Origin of the sequence: Flavobacterium sp. NKUCC04_CG (genome assembly GCF_019345525.1) — a bacterium.
GTDB lineage: Bacteria > Bacteroidota > Bacteroidia > Flavobacteriales > Flavobacteriaceae > Flavobacterium.
Genome location: NZ_JAHKRA010000057.1, coordinates 1 through 374 on the forward strand (window position 1 = coordinate 1; position 374 = coordinate 374).

The following is a 374-nucleotide window of genomic DNA, read 5'->3' on the forward strand; positions in this document are numbered from 1 at the left end:
TCGACGTTCCGGGTTCTGTATCGAGTCAATTTGAACAAATCATCCAAAACCCGACTGTTCGCGAAGTATTAAATCAATACCTGACTTCCAATTCGGGCAACGTTAGTTTTGATGAAAATGGATTGACCTATACCGATGCAAGCGGTGCTACCCATAGCTTGGATTTATCCCAGCTTATCAAAAGCCATGAAACGCTGACTACCCTGACCAATAATGGCAACGGGAGCTACACCTATAAAAACGAAAAAGGAGTTGATGTGGTAATCGACGTTCCGGGTTCTGTATCGAATCAATTTGAACAAATCATCCAAAACCCAACGGTTCGAGAAGTATTAAATCAATACCTGACTTCCAATTCGGGCAACGTTAGTTTT

The 374-nt window shown here is 42.0% G+C and carries 1 pseudogene; it reads left to right on the forward strand.

The annotated features are described in order from the left end of the window. A pseudogene (locus KO524_RS15215) lies at positions 1–374 on the forward strand (hypothetical protein); the annotation flags it as partial.